Source organism: Nostoc sp. DedSLP03 (genome assembly GCF_034530815.1).
Taxonomy (GTDB): domain Bacteria; phylum Cyanobacteriota; class Cyanobacteriia; order Cyanobacteriales; family Nostocaceae; genus Nostoc.
Genome location: NZ_JAVRCK010000068.1, coordinates 19,908 through 37,398, shown reverse-complemented (window position 1 = coordinate 37,398; position 17,491 = coordinate 19,908). Strand labels below are relative to the sequence as shown.

17 protein-coding genes and 1 pseudogene are annotated in these 17,491 nt (G+C 41.6%); 5 read left to right on the top strand and 13 right to left on the bottom strand.

Annotated elements, in window-relative coordinates; genetic code table 11:
• Positions 1-232: 232 nt before the first annotated feature.
• The 3 genes from RM368_RS26840 to RM368_RS26830 form a co-directional block, all read right to left on the bottom strand.
• Positions 233-1,300: a DMT family transporter gene (locus RM368_RS26840; RefSeq protein ID WP_322696869.1), complete on the bottom strand. Its 1,068-nt coding sequence runs from the start codon at positions 1,298-1,300 to the stop codon at positions 233-235.
• 153 nt (positions 1,301-1,453) lie between these two features.
• Complete coding sequence (locus RM368_RS26835) at positions 1,454-3,523, bottom strand: ATP-binding cassette domain-containing protein (RefSeq protein ID WP_322696868.1); 2,070 nt, start codon at positions 3,521-3,523, stop codon at positions 1,454-1,456.
• Between the two features lie 163 nt (positions 3,524-3,686).
• Positions 3,687-5,054: an HlyD family secretion protein gene (locus RM368_RS26830; RefSeq protein ID WP_322696867.1), complete on the bottom strand. Its 1,368-nt coding sequence runs from the start codon at positions 5,052-5,054 to the stop codon at positions 3,687-3,689.
• Between the two features lie 115 nt (positions 5,055-5,169).
• Here RM368_RS26830 and RM368_RS26825 point away from each other — a divergent pair, with 115 nt between their 5' ends.
• Positions 5,170-5,811, top strand: coding sequence for a TetR/AcrR family transcriptional regulator (locus RM368_RS26825; protein WP_322696866.1), 642 nt, complete (start codon positions 5,170-5,172; stop codon positions 5,809-5,811).
• Positions 5,812-5,859: 48 nt separating this feature from the next.
• Positions 5,860-7,203 (top strand): cytochrome P450, encoded by a 1,344-nt coding sequence (locus RM368_RS26820; protein WP_322696865.1) that lies wholly within the window; start codon positions 5,860-5,862, stop codon positions 7,201-7,203.
• A 131-nt stretch (positions 7,204-7,334) separates the two neighbouring features.
• On the opposite strand, the pseudogene RM368_RS26815 reads toward RM368_RS26820, so the two are convergent.
• From RM368_RS26815 to RM368_RS26795, 5 genes and pseudogenes are all read right to left on the bottom strand, one after another.
• A pseudogene (locus RM368_RS26815) lies at positions 7,335-7,493 on the bottom strand (heme biosynthesis protein); the annotation flags it as partial.
• Positions 7,494-7,716: 223 nt separating this feature from the next.
• Positions 7,717-8,154 carry a nitrogen fixation protein gene (locus tag RM368_RS26810; protein WP_322696864.1) on the bottom strand — a complete coding sequence of 146 codons (438 nt, stop codon included), beginning with the start codon at positions 8,152-8,154 and terminating at the stop codon, positions 7,717-7,719.
• A 137-nt stretch (positions 8,155-8,291) separates the two neighbouring features.
• Positions 8,292-8,537: a hypothetical protein gene (locus RM368_RS26805; protein WP_322696863.1), complete on the bottom strand. Its 246-nt coding sequence runs from the start codon at positions 8,535-8,537 to the stop codon at positions 8,292-8,294.
• A 771-nt stretch (positions 8,538-9,308) separates the two neighbouring features.
• Positions 9,309-9,692 carry a nuclear transport factor 2 family protein gene (locus RM368_RS26800; RefSeq protein ID WP_322696862.1) on the bottom strand — a complete coding sequence of 128 codons (384 nt, stop codon included), beginning with the start codon at positions 9,690-9,692 and terminating at the stop codon, positions 9,309-9,311.
• 506 nt (positions 9,693-10,198) lie between these two features.
• A complete protein-coding gene (locus RM368_RS26795; RefSeq protein ID WP_322696861.1) occupies positions 10,199-11,449 on the bottom strand; it encodes a bifunctional sterol desaturase/short chain dehydrogenase in 1,251 nt (416 codons plus the stop codon).
• A gap of 541 nt (positions 11,450-11,990) precedes the next feature.
• Here RM368_RS26795 and RM368_RS26790 point away from each other — a divergent pair.
• Positions 11,991-12,422, top strand: a complete 432-nt coding sequence (locus RM368_RS26790) for a hypothetical protein (RefSeq protein ID WP_322696860.1) — start codon at positions 11,991-11,993, stop codon at positions 12,420-12,422.
• 10 nt (positions 12,423-12,432) lie between these two features.
• Here the strand turns inward: RM368_RS26790 and RM368_RS26785 are convergent, their stop codons facing one another.
• The 4 genes from RM368_RS26785 to RM368_RS26770 form a co-directional block, all read right to left on the bottom strand.
• The gene (locus RM368_RS26785; protein WP_322696859.1) at positions 12,433-13,113 is read right to left on the bottom strand and encodes an SDR family oxidoreductase; all 681 of its coding nucleotides are present in this window, start codon (positions 13,111-13,113) and stop codon (positions 12,433-12,435) included.
• Positions 13,114-13,122: 9 nt separating this feature from the next.
• Complete coding sequence (locus RM368_RS26780; protein WP_409882902.1) at positions 13,123-13,245, bottom strand: hypothetical protein; 123 nt, start codon at positions 13,243-13,245, stop codon at positions 13,123-13,125.
• A 311-nt stretch (positions 13,246-13,556) separates the two neighbouring features.
• Positions 13,557-14,162: a class I SAM-dependent methyltransferase gene (locus RM368_RS26775; RefSeq protein WP_322696858.1), complete on the bottom strand. Its 606-nt coding sequence runs from the start codon at positions 14,160-14,162 to the stop codon at positions 13,557-13,559.
• A gap of 84 nt (positions 14,163-14,246) precedes the next feature.
• Entirely contained in the window at positions 14,247-14,855 is a 609-nt protein-coding gene (locus RM368_RS26770; RefSeq protein WP_322696857.1) for a glutathione S-transferase family protein, read from the bottom strand.
• Positions 14,856-15,147: 292 nt separating this feature from the next.
• On the opposite strand from RM368_RS26770, the gene RM368_RS26765 reads away from it, so the two are divergent.
• Positions 15,148-15,354, top strand: a complete 207-nt coding sequence (locus RM368_RS26765; RefSeq protein WP_322696856.1) for a hypothetical protein — start codon at positions 15,148-15,150, stop codon at positions 15,352-15,354.
• 47 nt (positions 15,355-15,401) lie between these two features.
• Positions 15,402-16,505, top strand: a complete 1,104-nt coding sequence (locus RM368_RS26760) for a GHMP kinase (protein WP_322696855.1) — start codon at positions 15,402-15,404, stop codon at positions 16,503-16,505.
• 279 nt (positions 16,506-16,784) lie between these two features.
• Here the strand turns inward: RM368_RS26760 and RM368_RS26755 are convergent, their stop codons facing one another.
• Positions 16,785-17,459, bottom strand: a complete 675-nt coding sequence (locus RM368_RS26755) for a hypothetical protein (protein WP_322696854.1) — start codon at positions 17,457-17,459, stop codon at positions 16,785-16,787.
• Positions 17,460-17,491: the final 32 nt, after the last annotated feature.

Here is a 17,491-nt window from a genome sequence, read left to right as displayed (position 1 = left end):
ATGGGGCATTAGGAGTGCTGTACATGGATAGCGGGGCGTTGAGCCAGTGCTGAGTTAGGAGTTAAGAGTTAGGAGTTTTGTTTCCCCCTTGTCCCCTGATCTCCCCACTGAATTACGTTAGCGCAGCGTTAGCGTAGCGGTAGCGAGTACTCGAGCGTCCGCAGGAGCGTCATTACAAATTACGTAGCTTGCTTCTCGCATGAAGGCGAGTATTACGAATTATTTTAACAAGTTAGGGTGATATTTCTGGTTCCGATTCTTTAACTGCTAGGCTGATGGGGTTCAATTTTTTAGCAGATGCTTCTAAAACTGGTTGCTGTATATTAGCTATCTCGCCGACAGTAACTGTGTCGTTTTGTCCTCCTAAAGTATCACGTTGGTTAATGAGATAGATGCTGATTAAAGTGAGAAATACTCCTACCCACTGCAACGGACTGAGGACTTCTGAGAGGAAAAGATTGCCGAATAATAGCGCAAATACGGGTGTTAGGAAGGTGAGAGAACTAAGACTTGTGAGACTGCCACTAGAAGCAAAGTAGAAAAATAACCCATAAGCGATCGCACTGCCGAATACGGTAGCATAACCCAAGGCCATGAAATCAGATGCTCCCAGATTTTCCCACTGCTGGGATTCAACAACTGATGAAATTCCCCATAGCGGCAATCCGCCCAAAATCATGTGCCATCCCGTAGCGCTTACAGGGTCAGCATATCGGCACACAAATCGAATCAACACTGTTCCCACTGCCATTGATAGTGCTGCTAATAGCATTAACCACTCGCCACTAGCAAACAAATCTTGCCAGTTGCCGATTGTCATATTTGCGCCTGAGTCGAGAAAATGTAAAATCCACTCATCAGGTAAGCCAATTAAAGTAATGCCTGTGACTCCCAAGCCTAGCCCCAGCCATCCCCAAAAACCAATCTGTTCTTGGAATAGCCACAACGACAGCAAGGCAACAGCCAAGGGTTGCGAGTCAATCATCACAGACCCCAACCCTGCACTAGTTCTGACTAATCCCTCTGCCAAAAAGCCTTGAAACAGCGTCCCATCTACTAAGGCAAATAAGGCAATCCATAGCCATGCAGCCCAACCCTTCGGCTGGGGTTTACCCATGAATGCTGCTGCAATCAGAATTAACATCCCTGCTGGTATCAGACGCACACCTGCCATGAATAGCGGTGTAGTATGGGGTATCACTCCTTTCATCGCTACCATTGCCGTCCCCCATAGGAAAAAGGGGGCGATTAACAACAGGGGGGCGAAGGGAAGTCGAGATGCACTGAGTTTCAGTTGCATGGGTTTGCTGATGCCTTTTTTTGTTTAACAAGCGCAAAAATTGCTTTACCCAATTTTACCGAATTATGTAGTTTTGCGTAGGTATCGCCTTTGGTGGGTGCTTCGCACCATTGCGGAGGGTTTTGGAGTATGATTTGCTTCATAACTCTTTTTCTATTTTGGCGATCGCTGTACTATACCAATAAAGGCATCTTCTAAAGAAAAAGGAATCGGACGTAAAGAGTTGATGGTAATTTGATTAGCTTTTAAAAGTTGAGTTAGTTGATTTATTTCCTGTTCGGGACAATCGAGAACAATGTGTAAACTATCAGCGAAAATCGAGACACGCCAAGACTCGAAGTGTTGTTTTAGTATTGTAGAAGCTACTTGGTTTTGATTAACAATAATTTCTATTAGTTGTCCCGGTTGCGAGGCTTTGACAGAACTGGGTGAACCTTCAGCCACGGTTTCTCCTGCAACCATAAAACTCATCCGGTTGCATTGTTCAGCTTCTTCTAGATAGTGCGTTGTCACTAAAATAGCTGTACCGTTGCGGGCGAAATCATTAATCAGCTTCCAAAACTGGCGACGCGCCAACGGATCTACCCCTGATGTTGGTTCGTCTAAAAACAAAATATCTGGTTCGTGCATCACGCAAGCACCAAAAGCAACTCGTTGTTTCCAACCACCTGGTAGCTGCCCTGTAATCATATTTGCTTGTCCTTCTAAGCCGCAAGTAGCGATTACCCAATCAATTTTTTCCCGTCGAAGTTTGCGAGGTACGCCGTAAACTCCGCTATAAAATTCGAGATTTTGCAGAATAGTTAAATCGTCGTAAAGAGTGAATTTTTGACTCATGTAACCAATGCGTCGCCGTAAGTCTGCACTACGTAGATTTCCTGTCTCACCACCCAAGGAAATTTCACCGCCACTTGCTCCTAGTAATCCACACAGCATCTTAATGGTGGTGGTTTTGCCAGCACCATTAGCACCTAACAACCCAAAGATTTCCCCATACCGAACTTCGACGTTGACATCTTTAACGGCTTGGAACTTGCCAAAAACACGGCTGAGGTTGCGAGCATATATCGCTAGCGCTGAGTACTGAGTGCTGTTAGCGGTAGCGGGGCGTTTAGCCCGTGCTGAATTGTCCCCCTGCTCCCTGCTCCCCTGCCCCTCTGCTCCCCTGCCCCCCTGCTCCCCTGCCCCCCTGCTCCCCCACTCCCCCGCTCCCCTCTTTCGATAACGAGGAAATGGAAAAAATTGCGGTGCAGAACCTTGTTGTCGCAAGCGCATGACAAAAACGTTTTCTAATGTGGGTTCGCCATGTTCGATACTGCCAGAAGGTAAGTGATGTTGTTGCAGTAGTTCGCGGACTTGGGTTTCGCCAGAATTTATATCTTCAACGAGGACATCCAAGCGATCGCCAAAAGTTTGCACATCTACTATATTTGTCTGAGTAGCTTGGGAGAGTATTTCTTCTGTGGCTTCCAGGTTGGCTGTTCGCACTTCTAAGCGATGCAAGCCTAAGTTAGCCCGTAAGTCTGCGGGTGTGCCAATTTCATGAATTTGCCCACTATACATCAAAGCCACGCGGTGACAGCGTTCAGCTTCATCTAAATATGGTGTCGCAACTACAATTGTCATCCCCTCGGCTGATAATTCCCCCAGCACATCCCAAAACTCCCGCCGGGAAACTGGATCGACTCCTGTGGTAGGTTCATCTAATAACAATACTTCTGGTTGCGAAACCAAAGCACAACACAGCGCTAGTTTTTGTTTCATTCCACCAGAAAGTTGTCCCGCCAAGCGATCGCCAAATCGCTCTAAATTCATTAATTTTAAATATTTATTGCGGCGTTCTCTTAATAAATCATCTGCTACTTGCCGCAACCCTGCTGCATAACGCAAGTTTTCATCAATACTCAAATCCAAATACAGCGAAAACTGTTGAGTAAGATAACCTGTTATTAATCGGGCATCTCGTGCAGGTTGATTAAATATTTGCACCTCTCCTGCGGTTGCTTCCATCACACCGCCCAAAATGTGAAATGTACTAGTTTTCCCCGCACCATCAGGGCCAATTAATCCAAACATTTCACCTTTGTAGACACTCAAATCAATTCCTCGCACAGCAGCTAAGTTTCCATAGTGCTTGTGCAAACCGCGAACTTCAATTGCTGTAGTTGGCAGATTAGATGATGGAGGTAAGTTTGGAGAGAAAGTAATAATTTGCTGTTTCATTCCCTTCTACTTCCTAGCTTGAAAAGTGGTGTAATGGTCTCAGAGAATGGAGTGTACACGAAGATACCTTTTTCATGGTTGGCAATGAAATTTTTTAATCGGAACTATCTTAAAAGTGCTAAATAAATATTTCCCCCCTGCCTCCCCTGCTCCCCCTGCCCTCTTACCTGTCCCCTGCCTTCAAAATAATTTCGGCATCTGCTGGCATCCCCATTTTGGCGCAGGGTAAATCTGATTCCCTATAAGGTTTTTCGGGGTTAAAGCAGCTATCAGGATTTTGAACTTTGATCCGAATTCCTACTACTTGTCTGACTCGATCTTTTTGAAAGTAAATATTTTCTGGTGTAAATGAAGCTTGCGGATCGGTGGCAATTACTTTACCTTCTAATGGTTTCTTTGGTGCAGAATCAATGAAGATTTTTGTTGTTTGTCCTAGACGCACTCTGCCAATATCGCCTTCGGGAATAAAACCTCTAAAATACACTGTTTTGGGGTCAACAATTGTCAAAATATTAGTCTGACTGCTAACTATTGCACCTGGTTCGACATTACGGGCTGTCACTACTCCATCTAAAGGACTAACTACATTTAAATCTTTTTTGGAGTCTGCAATCTGGGTGAGGATTTGCTGATTTGATGCTTGGGCATCTTTCACTTTGGCACGGGCAGAGTTGACTTTTGCCTGTGCAGATTTAAGTTCAGCATAACTTTGCTGCTGCTTTCTGATTAATGCTGTCAACTGGGCGTTGCGAATATCAGGATTGAAACCTGTAGTATTAACTTGAGTTAACGCTCCTGATGTAGCCTTTAATTGCTGGCGTTCGGCATTAACTGCTGCAACTCGTGCTTCTAAAGTTGCGATCGCGGTATCTAGAGTAGTTTGGGCTTGATCGAATTGTTGTTGATTGACTGCCCCTTCTTTTACCAGTTGGGCATAGCGATCGCGGTTGATTTTTGCTAAATTAACTTCTGCTGCTGCCTGTTTAACTTGCGCTTGTGCTTGCACTAATGTGGCTTTGGCTGCTGCGACATTTGCTTGTGCCTGCTCAATTCTTCCTTGGGTATCTCCTTGGGACTGCTGTAAATTCAGTTTGGCTTCGTTAATTTGGCTGTTAATTTCTTGAATTTCTCTACTGACTCGCTCTCCATCTGAAATTGCCTGTTGTTCATCATATCTCGCAGATGTCACTCTCGCTTGACTACCAAGTAGTTGTTGTTGCAGCAATTGGTCGTCTGTGTCATCTAACTTAATTAAGTCTTGCCCCTTTTTAACTGCTGCCCCTTCTCGTACCGCAATTGTCTCAATTCTTCCAGAACGCTTGATCCCGATCTCGGTTTCATAACCCTCAATCCGTCCACTAACTTGCAGTACATTTGGTGATACTTGCGGTTGAGAGCGCCACACCGCGTAGCCAATACCACCAACCACCAGCAGCACTCCGATCGGTAAAAGGATCGGTTTCTTGCGCTTTTGCGGCTTCGATACTGCATCTTTGAAATTTTCCGGGGATGTTGGGATAGTCTGAGTCATGGTATCACCCTGGATTGTGAAAAATATTTTGTAAATTGAAAATTCTGAATTCTGTGTCATATACTAGACTGTCTAGTATGATAAGACAAGACATAAGTCAAAAAGTTTACTTTTCATGTTTATAAACCCTACTTTTCAACTAGAAAATACTTTACCTGCGATCGCTCCCAAGCAGGAGCAAATCTTGCAAGGAGCTATACAGGTATTTTTGAAGGAGGGTTACGCTAGAACAAGTATGGATCGTGTTAGCGCGGCGGCTAAAGTATCTAAGCAAACAATATACAGTCACTTTCAAGATAAAGAAGGGCTATTTAAAGCGTTGATCGAACGGTTGACCCTCGCTTGTTTTCAAAGTATTTTTTGTACAGAAAATTTACATGGCGAACCAGCGATTTTTTTGCGTCAAATTGCTAAAATTTATTTAACCGAAGTTGCTGATAATCCCGATTATTTGGCATTATTGCGTTTGACGATCGCCGAGTCACAAAACTTTCCAGAACTAGCCAAGCTTTATACTCAAACCGTTATGCTACGCGGTCAGCAAATGCTGAGTCAGTATTTAGTATCTCATCCAGAATTAGGAATCACCGACCCAGAAGCAATGGCTCATATTTTTTTTGGTTCGCTGGTATCCTACGTGATTTTACAAGAAATGTTGTATGGAAAAGAACTTACATCTTTGTCGCGCGATCGCTTGCTAGATAGCTTAATAAATGCAGTCATGAGCCAGTCCCTAAATACGGTTACTCAGGAATAATGGGTGTATTTGTTTGAGATTATCAAGTGGAATCACAGGTAAAATATTATGCTTAGTCAATTACCGAATTGCATTACTAGTCCTTCGTGGTGGCAACTGATCGGATGGATTGCCGATCCGATTGGATTTCAGCAAAAGTATAGTCAAGAGTATGGAGATATTTTTTCCATGCAACTGAGTGGACTCGGTTCTTATGTAATTATTAGCCATCCCCAAGCCATTCAAGAAATTTTCAGTCAAGATTCTAAATTTGATATTGGTCGTGGTAATAAACTTGCAGAGCCTTTGATTGGACGAAATTCTCTCATGTTAATAGATGGTGCCCGCCATCGACGAGAACGAAAATTATTAATGCCCCCTTTTCATGGAGAAAGGCTACAGACTTATGCTCAACAAATCTGCTTAATTACCGAGCAAATCGCCAGTCAATGGCAAATCAATCAACCTTTTGTGGTTCGTTCTGCCATGCAGAAAGTTAGTCTAGAAGTAATTTTACAAATTGTCTTTGGTTTAAGTGAAGGGGAACGCTATCAACTAATTTTACCTCTACTTACTAGTTGGTTGGATATGACTGATTCTCCTTTGCGCTCCAGTATGCTATTTTTCCGATTCTTACAACAAGATTGGGGAAAATGGACTCCTTGGGGACAGATGAAAAGTAGACAAAGCTATATTTATCAGCTACTTCAAGCAGAAATTGAAGAGAAAAGAACAAAGAACAATCACAGCCAAGGTGACGTTCTAAGCTTGATGATGGCAGCACGGGATGAAAATGGGCAAGCAATGACCGACGATGAATTAAAAGATGAATTGCTGACAATTTTATTTGCTGGACATGAAACTACTGCAACAACCCTAGCGTGGGCTTTTTATCAAATTCATCGAAATTCAGATGTTCTCTTAAAATTGCAGCAGGAACTCGACAGCTTGGGAGAAAATCCTAACCCGATGCAAATTGCCCAGCTTCCTTACTTAAGCGCAGTTTGCCAAGAAACCCTGCGGATGTATCCTGTCCTGCCAGGGCTTTTCCCACGCATTACCAAATCATCTATAAATATTGCCGGATACCAATTTGCTCCTAACACAACCTTAATGCCAAGTGTCTATCTCCTGCATCATCGGGAAGACTTGTATCCTAATCCTCAACAATTTAATCCCGAACGTTTTTTAGAACGCCAGTATTCTCCTTGGGAGTTCATTCCTTTTGGTGGTGGAAGTCGGCGCTGTTTAGGATATGCCCTTGCTTTGTTAGAAATCAAATTAGTCCTCGCAACAGTTTTATCCAATTATCAACTTACCTTAATAGAAAATAAACCTATTAAACTGCAACGACGTGGATTTACCCTTGCTCCGAATGGTGGAGTTCGGATGATGGCTATTAAAAAACGATAAACTTGTTTGAGAGGAATTTGGGGTGCGAGTAGCAACGGATGCTGTTGGCGAAATATTTCTTCACATTTGAAAACCTAACAAATGCTCCCAGCAAGCAGAGTTTTAAGGAAGGTGGGATGATATTAATTCCTAATGCCAACGTCTGCTATTTGTTTGACTAGATCGAGGGCTTCGGCTGTGAAGAGTTCTTTTGCTCTTGTATGGTCTGCACGAGAACCACAGTGCTGACAGGCAAGATTGCATTTTAAGGTAATTTCCCAAACTGCATAGCTAATTCTGCGATCGCTCATCAAAAATATCCTCTATTGAGCTTATTTAAAGAGGGACGGCTTTTTTGTTATCCGTCCCGAAAATCTTAACTTATAGCTCTAAATTGCTTGTTCATTAGTTGGAATTCCATACACGGATTGGGATGAATAGGTGGTTATTTCTGACGTGGTTTCTTACATGGTTTCTCATGTGGCTGCTCAACAACTCCATGCAATGGTCGAACTATCAGACATAATTTTCTCCTTAAATAACTACTTCAGGTAGAGCAACTTCATGCATTAACTCGGATGGATTATAATTGTCGGTTATAACTTGTGGACAACGCAGACAAGCTGCTTTGCCTTCTTGCTGCCACCAACGGCAATCTCTTCGTATAAAACAGGGAGGAAGTTCTTCTACTACAGCAGGTAATTTTTCTGCAACTCTCGTTGCTAGACGACAATCTTTACCGTCAAAATGCTGACAATCTTTTGATGCACAAGGGGCAGCAGTGCGAAAAATTTCAGTGGGTGTAACTGGGCTAGCTTTTGCTAACAGTTCATCTGTAACAGGTAGTGGCTGCTTGAGATAAGTTACACGCGCTTGGATCGCTTTTCCGCCAACTAGACCAAAGACTATACTGTCTGCCAGTTCTGGTCTAGCACTAGGACACAGTGTAGTCTTATCAACAGGAATTTCCATGATTTGAAGCTTTAGCGAAGATGATTTTTTACTCAATCAGGACTTACGCAAAAATAATTTAAAAGCCTATTATTTCGTAGTGATAATTCATGAATTACTGCTACTTACGACATATTTTTCGTAAGTCCTGTCAATATCTAAGCTTTAGTATCTGTTGCAATCAGTCCCACGATTATTGGAGGAGGACAAACAGATTTAAAACCTGCGATCGCAGGTTGAGTTTTACCTCCTACAATATTTGCCGCTTCTTCATCAGATAAACTTGATAAACCTTCGCTTCCATCTTGAATTTGATTTCTACGTGCTAACGCATTGTTTACAGCTTCATTAATCAAATCATGAATTTCAGTTTGATTGTTGTACTTTCTGTTTTCTATTTTCATCTTGATTATTCCCACTCACTAACTAATTTCATTTTCAGTTTACTGCTCATTTGGGAGTATGACAAAATAAAGTAATCACATAATATCTTGAAGATAAAATTCTCAATAAATGCTTTATTTACTTCGCTACACTCTGCTTAGAGGATGCTTAGAAAGTATTGTTACTAACATCAAAAAGTTGGTAATTTACCCCCCTATTTCACTGCGAGAGAATGAGAGTTTAAAAGTCTCTCTCCTTTAAGGAGAGAGGTTTAGAGAGGGATTTTTAATATACTTTACGACTTTCTAAACAACCTTTAAGGTTTCATAAAATATTAACACTAAAATTCTATTATTTTGTTGTGACTTAAAATCTTCCTACCTTTCCCACTTTTCCCACTTTTTAAGTGTTCGCCTTTCCCAGTTTTTCAGTGTTAACCTTAACAGATAACTTCTTAAATAAGGGCAAGCACACATGATTTCATCAACCCATTGTTGGATAAAAATGTTGTTGAAAAAATAGCCTATCTAATACATTTGAGTTATGGTAAACAAAATCACATATGTGCGATCGCATGATTCATACTTCGATTCAGCAACGCCGAAAATAAAATCAAAAATATTGGCAAAATTCAAATCACACTTCAATTAGTACAGGTTTCTCCGTGGCTCACGCTTGGATTAAAAGCGGCTCATCAAATCCAAGGGCGTAACTTTCTGTACGGATGCTTACTTCACCCCGGATACAGAAGAAGGCTGCCCTAGAAATGCCTGTTTGCTCTTTGCGCATAGTTAGGCCTTTGGGGTGGACGATGGAAGTGGACAGACTTCCATAGCTTGAATCAAGCCGTGTTCAAGGGTGAATCGATGGCCTACATGCTCATCGGCAAGAACTGCGTAAGCCTTGTCACGCACAACCTGATGCACATTGACCAAAATACTACCGCCATCCTCCAAGTAAAAAGAAATCGGCTCGACGTGCGGATCGATCTCGCTCCATTGCTCCGTCCAGTAAGCGCGAACTTCTTCAGGCCCACGGACAAAACCGCCTTTGAACGCTCTCGGCCAAGCCACGTCCGGAGTCATGAGGGCAAGGGCAGCGTCAATCTTTCGCGCGTTGAAGGCTGCGTAAGCCGCACGGAGCAGTTCGATTTCTGGTGCTCTTTGATCTGACATAAGAGGTATGGTGAACCAGATGCAGTAAGAATTAATAATTTATTGTACAGAGTTTAGCTGAAGCTTTTTTTTATCGACACTATCATGCCTGATGTCAGGTTTATTTAGAGGATTTCCCGTTTTTAATTCTTCTGTTGTAAAGAAGGTTGTTTTATACAGCAGTTTTCATTTGCATGAAGTACAAAGTTACGGGTTTTGAGGCAGAAGGTAGCTCTTGCTGGAGGGAAGAGGTAGAAACTTTTTATATTTGATAAATAATCCTGGATTTTGTACCTCACTTACTTGCAATCTGCTATATATAGTCTCCACCTTTGTATATTTGAAGCAGTAGGTATTCAATACCGATACGGCTAAGGCTCTCACTTTCACTTTTGAGGGTTTGTAGTAAGCACTTTAGTGCTTAGAAAATAAGGACTAAAGTCCTTACTACAAACTTGCTTACCTCTCAATTTAAACTTGACATACTACTTGAAAATCATTCTTTTCGACTATTATTTGCGTAAGTCCTATTCACTTTTTGCTGTCCGGCTGAAGACTCGATAGTATAGTGACGTACTCGTTTCCTTTAAGGGAAATAGCAAATAGGTGAGAGGATTGATTGCCACAATAATATTTCGGAAGTCACGCCGTGCCAAAAATAAGATCGCACGAGCAACTTGCTGTGCAGACATCACTCCATAAGGATTCAGTTGACTCTTAAACGGGCCAAGAATTAACTTGCGAATTACACAATCCCCATCCAACCGCTTGAGCGTAACAATATCTCCTAGCGCTCTTTTGCTGAGTTCATAAAGCGGACTCAGTGCTGGAGAAACCTCAGCCTCAGAAGTGTTTACCCAAACTTCCTTGGTTGCTTTTGCTTGTGGCCCTGTTACAGTTGTCAAAAATATATCTATCAACCGCAATGCTGAAAAGGTATTCACTTCATAAGAGGAATTGATAGCCTCCGATGTGCGGCTGGCGTAGACATTGACTCCATGATTGATAATTAAAATATCTACTTTCTCTAAACTATCCTTCAGATTAACTTCATTACCCAACTGCCAGGAAACCACCTTTATCCCAACTTGCTCTACTAATTTTTCTGGATTAGTGGTTAATGCCACGACTTTAGCATTATTCTTGACAAGTTCAGCCGCCAACGCTTGCCCCAACGCTCCTGATGCTCCAGTTAAAGCGATGGTTTTACCTTTGAGAGACAGTCCTGTACCCAGAATTTTATCAACTAAGGGAAAGACGCCACTGTAGTAGGCGTTAACATCATCAAAATGATGTCGCCAATGGTAAGACCGATTCACCCACCAAATGGATGGAATTGTCTCTAAAGGGCCGGGTAGGTGGTTGTAATCTGTATCAATTTTTCCTTGAAAATATCGCACAGACGCGCCATACAAGAAGGTGCAAGCGTAAGCTACTCCCAGCCATAACCCCATTTGCTGGACAATTAAAGCAACGACTACCAATACCACCAGCAGTAGACTCGACTCTAAAATGTCGTGATAAAGCTGCGATTCTTGATAAACTTTCAGAGAAACTATCGATAAATCGCGGCGATAAGCCATGTGGTGCTTGTTGTGCCATTTAGCAAGCCAATTGACTTGGTGACACAAAGCATGGTAACTGTCTCTCAATATCTCAGCAAGTAAAAGTGAGAAGAGTGCCCAACTAGCAAACTGTAAGCTGGCATTTAGCCAAACCCAATTAATTTGTAAGCTTGTCTCAATTCCTATCAAGTTTTCAGCTAGCATTTTTATCATGTTTGTCTATACTCGTTTTTGTTAATCATTCTTCACGATCTAATAAAGGTGCGTTCAGGTCGAGTTTAGAGCAAATTCAAATCAAAGGGAATGGGGGACAAGAGGACAGGGAGAAATAAGCAATGCCCAATTACGAATTAGTTACAGCGTATTCAGGTAAATCTGCCCCTGTACTTGCAGCCACATCTGCCAAATCTTGTTGAGAAATCTATGAATATTCATAATTTACCTGACGATTTATAGCAAAGGTCAATCACTGGATCAAAATGTTGAATATGAAGATGAACTGGATTCTAATATTTTAGATAACATGGCACTGGCTGGAACAAAATTTGATTGGATGTTAAGCCGTTTCAGAAAAAATTAGATTTATAGCAAGGGACTGGGGACTGGGTGAAAAGTCTTTTTGTGTCTAAGTTTCATCAACAGATGATGTCCTAACCACCAAGGCTTGTGCTATATTTCGATACTGATAAATAATATAATTGATAACTGTTTTAACAGTGCTGTCTGTTTGTCACATCTCCTCAATATCCACAATATGAATATCGACCGATTACATGAACTTAAGCAAAAACTGACAAATGACGCAGACTTGTCCGATATCTGGCTATTTTATATGGATCATTTTGCGGATTGGCCGGAATTCACTGACCTGGGTAAGCCTGCCGATAATGAATATCTAGATACTGTCCTCCAAAAAACTTGTCAGCAGATGTTTAGCAGGGCAATCAAGATTAGTGATTTTTTGCTTATCTACATAGCTCCGTATCATTTATTTCATGGAGCTTTCTTTCTTGAAGGACGTATTGGGGGTGTGATTTATTTCGAGGATATAAAAATTGGGTTAATTGCAGTTTCGGCAGATTATCCCCCTACCGATGCGGTTAAGTATTCACGTTTTACTGAGGTGATTCAACTGTCGGCCCCTAATGGCAACGATGTCTACGACGGGCTACACCTACGCAATTGAGATTCACTTTTTAATGTACAGTCAAAGGAATCCCGTTATCTTTGGGTTTTAATTTGAGAATAAATGGCACAGCTTTCAATACCCAATCGGACACGGGTGTATAATTAGCAGCTTCTTCTCCAAAGCTAATAGAGAGCATATCTGTATGAATAATCCCTGGATTAAGGGGTATAGCTGCCATACCATTCGGCAATTCTTGTGCCAAAGAACGAGTTAATCCTTCGATTGCCCACTTAGAAGCACAGTAGGGTGCAACTTGGGCTGAAGTCGAACGTCCCCAGCCAGAACTAAAGTTAACAATAATACCCCGTTTATTTTTCACCATTGCTGGTACGAAATGGCGAATTATATTCGCTACTCCTTTGATATTGATATCTATCAGATCGGAAAACTCTTCAGATGGTATTTCCCACAAAGGTGCTGGGTAATTAGTAATTGCCGCATTATTAATTACTATATCTGGCGGTGCATATTTTTGAAGTACGTCTATTGCCCATTTTTCTACAAGCTGTTCATTTGCCACGTCTACAGATGTGAAATCATTGGGCGCACTAAATTTTTGGCGTATTTTATCGATAGCATCTGATGAACGGGCGCAACCAATAACAGTATGTCCTTGTTGAATAAAACCCTCGGTCATGGCATAACCTAGACCTTTGCTTATGCCTGTAATCAAGATGAGTTTAGTCATATTTTTCTGCTATTCCTGACAGCAAGAAATAATTCGTAGGAACAAATAACCACTACCTCGTGTTGTCAGGATAAATTCTGGATTATTGCGATCGGATTTTACCTTTGTCCGCTTTTCTAGAGATATGCACATCTATAGCAATCCTATTTGATTCCTGATTACTCGTAAGGATCGGGGACTAGGGACTGGGGACTGGGAAGATAGGAATAAAGGTGTACTGAGTTTTTTCAGAAATAAAATATGAGTCCTATACCACACGAGTATCTGTATGAACCTTTGGTACAAAACCCCATAATTATAACACTTCTAATCGCAAAAAAATATTTCCCGAATGATTGTTAAAGATATAGAAACTGACGTAAGGATTCAGGTCTAATATTACGGAAGTAAAGAAGGCGAGACTGAGAATTAATAGAGTCAGCCAGTAAGCTTGTGCAAAAAAATCAATGCTTTTCTAGGATGCAAAAGAGTGCTTTGGGAAGGGGATCGAGTATCCCATAATAGACCGTTTGTTTAGCCAAACGCAGATTAAATCGTTCTTTGAATATCTGCTGAATCTCCTCTGGGCTAAAACGGTAAGGGCCTTGTTCTCTTGTTTCCTCTTGAGAGAAGCATTTGAGTAACAGGTAGCACTTAGGTTTTAATAAGCTTGCGACTGTTTGCACGTAAGTACCATAGCTTTGGGGTGGCAGAACATGGAAGCATCCTCTGTCAAGAATCAAATCGAAACATTGTTCCAAATGACTGTTGAGAATATCATCTTGCTGAAACGAAATTTTTAATCCCTTTTGATTTGCCTTTGCTGCCGCCTGACGAATGGCCGCCTCTGATAAATCTGTCGCCATCATCTGAAATCCTCGTTCGGCTAGGGCAAGCGCTTGAGTTCCCGGCCCTGTTCCCAAATCCAGCACTGAACCATTGCTCAGTTCAAGGGTAAGGAGTGCTTCTTCGACATCTGGATCTAAACTAGGGTTGAACCAGGGCATGGTTTCAACGGCTTCTTCTTGATAGAGCGCTTCCCAGTTCGGAAATTCTCGTTCGGTCATCATTAGTTACCCTCTCTATTGAATAAATGAATATAATAGCTACGATGTATTCCAAAAACTCAAGTAATTAAAGTCAGCTAAATTGCTTTATGCTTTTGGCATGGTAGAGTAAACCGATTGACGTTGATGTAATACCTCAAACCATTGCCTCAATTTAGGATACTTTTGCTGCCAATTATGGCCAAATCTGAGGCTGTAGTAACCCAACCCCGATATAGCTGCCACATCAACAGCGCTTAGAGTTTCATTTAATAGGTAGGCTGAGGTAGTCAACTTTTGCTCAAAAACACCTAAAATGCGATTAATGCTGGACTGATGTTTAGCTTGGATGCCAAAATCGGCTTGATTTCCTTTACGGGTTTCGTACCACAATCCCACAACATTGTCTATTAAACTGTCTGCTAACTCTTCCCCCTGACGACAGTACAAACGCTCAATGCGATCGCCTGGATAAAAACTCGGCTGAGGATAAGTCTCGTCTAGATACTCCACAATCAGCGTTGAATCCCAAAAAACGAGACCATTTTCATCCACCAATATCGGAACTTTCCCAATGGGAGATAAACTCAGAAATTCTGGAGGTTTATTGTTAATGTCTGTTTCTTTGGGTTCGTAAGTTAGCTGCTTTTCGTTCAGGACAATTCTCACTTTCCGAGCGTAAGGTGAACGCTGTGCAAAGTATAAGATTCGTGCCATATCGCTGCTATAAATTCAGTATTGTGAGTTCCTATTTTTAATGGATTTGATGGAATGCCACTAAGAAAAGCTCGAAAGCTTGGTAGCCTCGTTCTAGCCTTGAGGCTGGGAATGTATTCCTGTGGGCTGCTGCCTCTGGTCAAGAAAGAGGAGGCCAAGCCTCCTTGGGCATTTAATTTTTTAGCAATCCCCAGCTTCAGATCCCTCAAATAAGCGATCGCCCCGGAAAAAGTGAACTACGAATCCGTAAACGTCGCCCAAGCTTAAACCACAAGTCTTTGGGCTTTTCTTAGTGTCATTCCTATATAATACTACTCACCTCAATTTTCGTGCTTTACGCAAAAAACGAATAATCTTGAAGTTGGCATTACAAAGTTTAGAAGTCAGCATCAGCCAACGTATCATAGACGGCATCTGCGGTTTTGAGCTTCTTCCTTGGCTTGCAACTCCTTATGCCAAAAATATGGTTGCTGGTGATGGGGTGTTGAGTGAGTTGTAAAGATGGAGATCGGGCAGAAATATATTGCGATCGTGTGAGAGCTTCAAATGAGAATTTTTGTTCCAGGGCGTCTTTGTTTGTTCGGAGAACACAGCGATTGGGCAGGAGAATATCGCAGTGTTAATCCTCTGCTCGAAAAGGGCTACACCTTAATTGTTGGTACTAATCAAGGAATTTATGCCGATGTCTTGCCTAATCCGACTGAGTTAATTATTCGTACTTCTCTCAATGATGGTAGGATTTATGAACCTCTGAGATTACCTATGGAATCTAATACCCTCAAGTGCATAGCGGCAGAGGGCGGTTTTTTTAGTTATGCTGCTGGTACAGCATATCAAATTCTAACTCACTATGATGTTGGCGGACTTGAGGTTGATAATTATCTAACCGACTTACCCATCCAAAAGGGATTATCTTCGAGTGCTGCCTTTTGCGTTTTGATTGCAAGGGCTTTTAATCGTCTGTATGACTTGAAGATGACAATTCGTTCAGAAATGGAGTTTGCCTACTTGGGAGAAAGAACCACTCCTAGCCTTTGTGGTCGTATGGATCAGGCTTGTGCTTATGGAAATCGCCCAATATTGATGATATTTGATGGTGAAGAAATCGATCTGCTTTCCCTTCAAGTTAGTGAGGATTTGTTTCTTGTAATTGTCGATCTTGGTGGCAGCAAAAACACACAAGAAATACTACATAAATTGAATCAATGTTATCCTTTTGCTACTAATTCAATACAGCAAAATGTCCAAAAATATTTTGGTTATATTAGCTCTGAAATTACCCAGGCAGCAGTTGAAGCAATACAAAGAGCAGATGCCCAACTTCTTGGAGCTTTAATGACAAAAGCCCAAACAGAATTCGATCGGCACGTAGTTCCGGCTTGTCCTGAGCAATTAACTGCAAAAAAGCTGCATCTGCTTCTCGATCACGAGCCTCTTAAGCCTTATATCTTCGGAGGAAAAGGTGTGGGTTCTCAGGGCGATGGCACTGCACAACTGATCGCTAAAAATCAAGAGAGTCAAAGAAAAGCTATCGAAATTATTGAGCGCGATTTTCCTCAAATGCAAGCGTTACAGTTAACTATTTCAAGATTACCAACTCCTATGATTGACTTAGCTGAGGACAAAAAGCAGTATGGGGATGTTTGTTAAAATACTACCAGTTCGCTAAATTAAAATTGTTGACTATGGGATTCTCATACCATTTTGGATTTTAGACTTCGGCTACGCTCAGTCGAACGATTTTAGATTTTGGATTGTGAAACATCTATTAGATAAATGTTTCAGTTTTCCATCTGTCGCAATCATTTTTCAAATTGGTATCAAAAGTGATTGGCTAGGCGAATTAGTTAAGAGCTTCTTAAAGTCAACTAAGCGATCGCCCATTCCATCCAATCTCGATGAGGAGAACTAATTGAAAAATGCCGATATTTACCGATTAGCGATGAATGATTCCTCACGACTAGTTGATGATACCAGTGGCGGGCGCAGGCAAAGATAAGCAAGAGAACCAAGTAAGGGAACAAATACCACTGCTAAAAATACCTGGGCATTAGGGAAACGGCGACGAGCCATATCATCACCAATAACAGTAAGAAATAAAACATAAAATAGGCAAAATGCCAAGCTCATGCCATTGATAAAGCGATCGCTTAAAAACTGCTGCACATAATCTCCCCAATCACCCAAGGCGAAACCATAGACAAGCAAGACAACTGTGCTGAAAGTTAAGACAATACCATAAATGCGAGAATCTAGCAGATTCAAAAAAGCATCCTTTTGTCCAGAAAATTGTTGATTAGGTTCACGCAAAGCCAAATACGGCAAAAGACCAAGTACACCCGAACCCACTGATGCGATCGCAAAAGGCCAAAACCGAATCGATTGCATCCTGCCATCAATGAACAATAAACTACTATAAATTAATAGCCAAATACCCACTAGAGAAAATAGAGACAGAATAATTGGATTAATAGCAGTCCACTGAAGAGTAAATATATTTTTCAACAGCGTTAGCGTTTCATCTAAGTGCAGGGGCGGTGCCAATAATAAAATATAGGCAATAAATCCAGCCCACAGTAACCACAATGCAAGTTTAAGAGTCATAATCTTAATTTAGTTGCATAAAATTATTTCAA

What these genes read in the sequence shown, in the direction of transcription:
- RM368_RS26775 (WP_322696858.1), bottom strand. Translation starts at nt 14,162, where the DNA reads ATGATGACCGAACGAGAATTTCCGAACTGGGAAGCGCTCTATCAAGAA.
- RM368_RS26790 (WP_322696860.1), top strand. Translation starts at nt 11,991, where the DNA reads ATGAATATCGACCGATTACATGAACTTAAGCAAAAACTGACAAATGAC.
- RM368_RS26755 (WP_322696854.1), bottom strand. Translation starts at nt 17,459, where the DNA reads ATGACTCTTAAACTTGCATTGTGGTTACTGTGGGCTGGATTTATTGCC.
- RM368_RS26840 (WP_322696869.1), bottom strand. Translation starts at nt 1,300, where the DNA reads ATGCAACTGAAACTCAGTGCATCTCGACTTCCCTTCGCCCCCCTGTTG.
- RM368_RS26800 (WP_322696862.1), bottom strand. Translation starts at nt 9,692, where the DNA reads ATGTCAGATCAAAGAGCACCAGAAATCGAACTGCTCCGTGCGGCTTAC.
- RM368_RS26785 (WP_322696859.1), bottom strand. Translation starts at nt 13,113, where the DNA reads ATGACTAAACTCATCTTGATTACAGGCATAAGCAAAGGTCTAGGTTAT.
- RM368_RS26825 (WP_322696866.1), top strand. Translation starts at nt 5,170, where the DNA reads ATGTTTATAAACCCTACTTTTCAACTAGAAAATACTTTACCTGCGATC.
- RM368_RS26805 (WP_322696863.1), bottom strand. Translation starts at nt 8,537, where the DNA reads ATGAAAATAGAAAACAGAAAGTACAACAATCAAACTGAAATTCATGAT.
- RM368_RS26820 (WP_322696865.1), top strand. Translation starts at nt 5,860, where the DNA reads ATGCTTAGTCAATTACCGAATTGCATTACTAGTCCTTCGTGGTGGCAA.
- RM368_RS26830 (WP_322696867.1), bottom strand. Translation starts at nt 5,054, where the DNA reads ATGACTCAGACTATCCCAACATCCCCGGAAAATTTCAAAGATGCAGTA.
- RM368_RS26810 (WP_322696864.1), bottom strand. Translation starts at nt 8,154, where the DNA reads ATGGAAATTCCTGTTGATAAGACTACACTGTGTCCTAGTGCTAGACCA.
- RM368_RS26760 (WP_322696855.1), top strand. Translation starts at nt 15,402, where the DNA reads ATGAGAATTTTTGTTCCAGGGCGTCTTTGTTTGTTCGGAGAACACAGC.
- RM368_RS26780 (WP_409882902.1), bottom strand. Translation starts at nt 13,245, where the DNA reads ATGTGCATATCTCTAGAAAAGCGGACAAAGGTAAAATCCGATCGCAAT.
- RM368_RS26770 (WP_322696857.1), bottom strand. Translation starts at nt 14,855, where the DNA reads ATGGCACGAATCTTATACTTTGCACAGCGTTCACCTTACGCTCGGAAA.
- RM368_RS26795 (WP_322696861.1), bottom strand. Translation starts at nt 11,449, where the DNA reads ATGATAAAAATGCTAGCTGAAAACTTGATAGGAATTGAGACAAGCTTA.
- RM368_RS26835 (WP_322696868.1), bottom strand. Translation starts at nt 3,523, where the DNA reads ATGAAACAGCAAATTATTACTTTCTCTCCAAACTTACCTCCATCATCT.